The organism is uncultured Oscillibacter sp. (genome assembly GCF_910587525.1).
Classification (GTDB): domain Bacteria; phylum Bacillota; class Clostridia; order Oscillospirales; family Oscillospiraceae; genus Oscillibacter.
In genome coordinates, this window is sequence record NZ_CAJULS010000161.1 from 1 (window position 1) to 4,382 (window position 4,382).

Annotated in this window: 3 protein-coding genes and 1 other RNA gene; all 4 read right to left on the reverse strand. The window is 58.2% G+C overall.

Translation table 11 applies throughout. From position 1 onward, the window contains the following. Window positions 1-414: 414 nt before the first annotated feature. Window positions 415-1,152, reverse strand: coding sequence for a tRNA threonylcarbamoyladenosine dehydratase (locus QZ326_RS11475; protein ID WP_295745290.1), 738 nt, complete (start codon window positions 1,150-1,152; stop codon window positions 415-417). A 62-nt stretch (window positions 1,153-1,214) separates the two neighbouring features. Next, complete coding sequence (locus QZ326_RS11480) at window positions 1,215-2,792, reverse strand: peptidylprolyl isomerase (RefSeq protein ID WP_295745291.1); 1,578 nt, start codon at window positions 2,790-2,792, stop codon at window positions 1,215-1,217. Window positions 2,793-2,920: 128 nt separating this feature from the next. Beyond that, window positions 2,921-3,598 carry a CatB-related O-acetyltransferase gene (locus QZ326_RS11485; protein WP_295745294.1) on the reverse strand — a complete coding sequence of 226 codons (678 nt, stop codon included), beginning with the start codon at window positions 3,596-3,598 and terminating at the stop codon, window positions 2,921-2,923. Window positions 3,599-3,962: 364 nt separating this feature from the next. Then, window positions 3,963-4,161, reverse strand: a non-coding RNA gene (gene ssrS, locus QZ326_RS11490) — 6S RNA. Between the last annotated feature and the right edge of the window lie 221 nt (window positions 4,162-4,382).

Consider the following 4,382-nt stretch of genomic DNA (forward strand, 5'->3'; position numbering starts at 1 on the left):
CGAGATTCCGTATGGTGACTGGAGTTCAGACGTGTGCTCTTCCGATCTGACTGGCGGTGACAAAGCCCTCCGACACAGAGGCGCCGCCCTCACCCTGGGAAAAACGGGCCGTCTTCTTCTGTACCCAGTCGCCCAGAGCCTGCATTCGCCGGTCCAGATTGAGCAGCTCGCCTATGATGGCGCCTGCCACCATGGAGAGGATAGCGATCAGGGTGTTGTTTCCCTTCAGCGCCCCGCTGATGCCGATGTAGAGAACGCACAGGGCCACGCCGTTCATGATGATATTCTGGAGCCGCTGGCCCAGGGCGGCGCTCCCGGCAGGGAGCTTGGAGGAGAAATGGGCTGCCAGCCATTTCAGCAGCAGACCTGCCATGGAGCCGGTTAAGACTGCCAGGGCGTTGATGATAGTACCTGTCAGCATATGGGTTCTCTCTCTTTCTGATTCAAAATGTCCCGCACCACCACACTGCCCAGCAGCAGTCCCGCCGCGGCGGGGAGCCAGGGAGTGCTGGCCGGGACGCTGCGCCGTCCCGGCGGCGGGGTTTCCAGCTGGCGGGATGGAGCAGCCTGTTCGGGACTGAATACGACCTTTTGATGGAGGATGCCCCGGCTGCGCAGTTCCTTCCGCATGACCCGGGCCAAGGGACAGCCGTAGGTCTCGGAGATGTCCGCTGCCCGCAAGAGCGTGGGGTCCAGCTTGTTGCCGGTACCCAGGGCCATGATCAGGGGGATATTCAGCCGCTGGGCGGTTTCCGCCAGGTCCAGTTTGCAGCTCACAAGGTCAATGGCGTCCACGATGTAATCGTACCGGCAGCCGGTGGGAAAGAAGTCCTCCCGGTGGGCGGCGTCGTAGAGGCCGTGAATCGGATGGAGAACGGCTTCCGGATGGATGTCCTGGATACGGGCGGCGGCGGCCGCCGCCTTGGGTTGGCCCACGGTGGACCAAAGCGCCTCCAGCTGTCGGTTCAGGTTGGTGACGGATACAGTGTCGCTGTCCACCAGGGTCAGTTCTCCGATGCCGGCGCGGGCCAGGCACTCGGAGGCGTAGCTTCCTACGCCTCCCAGGCCGAAGACGATGACGTGGGCTGCGGAGAGCCTCTGCTGGCCCTCCCGGCCCCACAGCATCTCATTGCGCAGGAATTGCTCGTTCATAGGCGGCCTCCATAAAAACGGGACGGCCTCAGCCGTCCCGTTATCCAAAAAATTTGCTGAGATCAGCCGACGTACTTTAAGCCGGAATCGCTTTTCCCAATGGTGTGATCCTGAGTGAAGGTCTCGTACCACTCGTCCATGGCGGTATTCACCAGATTGTCACGGACCTGAACCTTCCAGTAGGGCGTGTTCTGGCCAACGAAGTACATGATGTGGTAGCCGTAGTCTGTCTCCACAATGCCGCTGTCACCGCTCTTTCGGCTGGAATCAAAGCACCAGTCATTGAAGGTGGAGACCATCTGGCCCTGATAGACCTCCGTGTAGATGCCGCCCTCAGCGGCGTTGCCGTCGGCGGAGTTCTCCCGGGCCAGATCGGCAAAGGAGTCCTCGGTGGCGGCGCCGGACTTCCACTGGGCATACAGCTCCTCAGCTTTCGCCTTGGCGCCGGCCTGCTTGGCGTCCACATCGGCCTGGTAGCCCTCATCCTCGCTGGAGAGGGTGGTCTCCTCGGGGCGGATCAGCACGTGGCGGATATCCACGGTGTTGTACTCAAAGCGGGACTTGCTGTGGAACAGGGCCACGGTGTAAGAGGAGGAGTTCTCCACAATATCAGCATCGCCGCTCCGGCGGGCGTCGTCAAAGGCCCACTCCAGAGTGGGGTTGCTGGCGTAGGAGGCGGTCTCCGGGTGGGAGTAGGTGACGCCGTTGTCGGGGTCCGCCAGGGACTCAAGGCTCTCGCCGCCCTCATAGGCGGCCAGGATCTCCTCGGCCTTGGCCAGGGCGGCCGCCATGGCGGCCGCAGTCTCCTCCTCGGTGGGGTCTACGGTGTTGCCGTCGGCATCAGTGGTGGACTCAGCCAGGCCGGAGACGGTGATGGACTCGTAGTTTACCCGGTCATAGGTGTTGCGGTCAGCCTTGTAGGCATTCTCCAGCTCCGCGTCGGAGTAGGTGAGGCTGTCCTGCTTGGCGTTGGCGTAGGCCTCGTACTGGAGGGTGGCCATCAGCCGCTGGCCGTAGACCTTTTCCGTCATGGTGCTGCCCAAATTGGCCTGGAGGTAGCGGTTAACAGAGACGCCGTTGGCGGAGGCGGCGGAGCGCAGAGACTCCATAGTGGAGTCATAATTTTCCTGCACGCTGCCGGGGTAGGCAAAGCCCTCGTCCTGGGCGGCCTTCAGCACGGCCTGGACAGCGGCCATCTGCTCCAGAGTCTGGTCTACGAAGTAGTCTTTCCAGGTCTGGCCCACGGCGTCGGGTTCCAGGCCCAGCATGGCGGCATCGCCCTCACCCAGGGTCTGGCTGGACAGGGAGGCGTTGGTGTTCAGGCTCAGCATGCCGTAGGCGAGCATGGTATAATTGTTATTGATAAAGTTGCGGTAGACATTCTGGTAGTGGAAGTTCACCTCAGCGGCGGTGTACTTCTGCCCGTCGATGGTGGCGGCATTGGCAGTTTTCTGGATGATGTTGCTCTTCCAGACAATGACGGTGATGGCCACCAGCACGAATACCACGGCGATAACGCCGTAGAGGATGCTGGTGCGCCGTTCCTCCTTGCGCTGCTGTGCCTCCCGGGCTGTCCTGGGGTCGGTCCAGCCGGTGCTGTTCAGCTCCTGGCGGGATTTCTTTTCTCTAGATGCGCTCATTTGTTGTTTCAGTCCTCTCAAGTATTGATGGTTCCCGCCGCATTTACGGTCAGGATTTTTACGCACTTGCCTATTATACTGGATTTCTGCCCATAGTGCAAGTGGAAATTCTAAACCTCTTGATGGATTTATGGATTTTTGGTCTGTTTTCGCAGTTCCAGAATTCCCCGGATTGTCTCCTCCACGGTTTCCAGGTCGCTGTTACAGAGGACAGGCAGGAAATCTGCCAGTATCTCCGGCTCCATGTCCCACCAGCGCAGTTCCAGCAAAAGTGCCGTCAGTTCTTCACGGAACCGTCTTTTGATGGGGCGGGCGGGGTTTCCGCCCACCACGGTGTAGGGCTCCACATCGCCGGCAACCACAGAGCAGGCCGCGACAATGGCCCCGTCTCCAATGCGGACGCCGGGCATGATGACGCTCTTCCGTCCAATCCACACGTCGTTTCCCACCACAGTGTCCCCCTTAAAGGGCAGCTGGGAGAGATGGGGCGGTGTATTCTCGCGCCATACGCCGCCAAAGACGTTGAAGGGATAGGTGCTGACGCTGCTGATGCGGTGATTGGCGCTGCCCATGATAAACTGTGTGCCGCTAGCAATGGAACAGAATTTGCCGATGATCAGACGGTCTCCAAACTCCGGGTAGTTGAAGAGCACGTTGTTCTGCTCAAACCCTGTAGGATCCACGGGGTCGTCATAGTAGGTGTATTCGCCTACGGAGATGTTGGGGGCCGTAATTACATTTTTGATGAAACAAGAGGTCTTATATTCATTGGGAAAAATTACGTTCGGGTCCGGAATTCGATTCATGTGCGATTCTCCTTTTTATTGTTGTGACTCACCTCCAAAAAGATTTTTGTACGCCGACGCTATTGCCCGCATTTGACGCAGAATCCGCATTCGACGGCCTCCTCCCGGAATTCATTTATTTTTAGAGTCTGTTTTAAAACCGTCAAAACGCCGTCTTGGGGTGTCTTTTCCCGTCAGGACTGGGTTGATTTGACGCAGAAATCCGTCAGGATTTCTGCGTCAAATTGCCTGGCCTGACAAAAAAATCCGTCTCAATCCGGTATTCCGCCTGTTTTAAAACAGACTCTAGTCCAGCTGACTGAAAACAGTCTGAAAAGATTTTTTGCACAGAAAAACAGGGCAGAATCATCCCTGCCCTGCAAAAACGTACCCCGCGAAGGCCGTGTAGACCCGTTATAACCTGCACCTTTACGGACAGGTGGGTCGCCTCCAACGCGCTTTATCGCTTCCAACTTCCAGCCGCAGACGGCAGCCGGGAGGCCTGCGAACCACGCGCTGATCCGGCATCCCGTATAACGAAATGTGGGTTAAAAAAAGATCTATCACGAACCCCGCAGGGCAATCATTATCCTAGCACATTTCAGGTTGAAACGCAAGAGGTTATTCGCTGTCCTCCTGAAAGAGGTTTTCCATAAACAGGTCGTACACCGCCTCCAGCTCCTCGTCGGAGTCCAGAGTGGAGAGGAGGTCCTCGCCATCTTCATGGATCACCTTCAAGATGACCAGACCGTTGTCCGGGTCGTCCTCGTTGTAGATCGGAAGAGCGTCGTGTAGGGAAAGAGTG